Here is a 621-nt window from a genome sequence, read left to right as displayed (position 1 = left end):
CACCTGGTCTCTTCCCACGAGCAGCGGCTGTGCTTCCCGCTGGATTCGATCCGCCGCCCGGATGGTCATTATCCGGCGAACAGCCTGGAGGTGGTTTATCCGGGAATGCACTCGGATTTAGGTGGTGGGTATCCACCGGGGGATCAGGGAAAGGCAAATGGTGATGGCGATAGTTTGCTGTTGTCACAAATTGCGTTGAATGAAATGTACGCCGCTGCTTTTGAATCAGGTGCCCCTCTAAAAGTTCCAGAAGATAGTGTACCTGAGGATCTTAAATCTCAGCGCTGGAGAGTCATGGACATTGATGTTATTTCAGAGTTTGCCGCGGCTCCAAATCTAATAAATCGTTTCAACGCCTGGCGTGAGCTAACCCTCGGCCTGAGTTCGCCCGCGGCCCCGATTCCTCCTGAACAGGCCGCAAAATACGATCCGCCGCGCGCGCCGGTCAGCCTGGAGAAAGCGCTTGAAGATCAGATGGGCTGGATCACCGCGTGGCGTATCAACCGCTATGCCGGGGGAGCCTACAAGACCCAGCGCTTCTATGTTGATTCGGCGGCGAACGGGCTGGATAAAGACAGCGATCCGCTGGTCAGAAAACAGTCTGAGGCGGAGAGAGATGAC

At 55.6% G+C, this 621-nt stretch carries 1 pseudogene; it reads left to right on the top strand.

Annotated elements, in window-relative coordinates:
- Positions 1-621, top strand: a pseudogene (locus HFD92_RS21525) (DUF2235 domain-containing protein); the annotation flags it as partial.

Source organism: Pantoea sp. EKM101V (assembly GCF_011800325.1).
GTDB classification, from domain to species: Bacteria; Pseudomonadota; Gammaproteobacteria; order Enterobacterales; family Enterobacteriaceae; genus Pantoea; species Pantoea anthophila.
The sequence above is the reverse complement of the archived record's forward strand: the minus strand, read 5'-3'. Positions and strand labels throughout refer to the sequence as shown.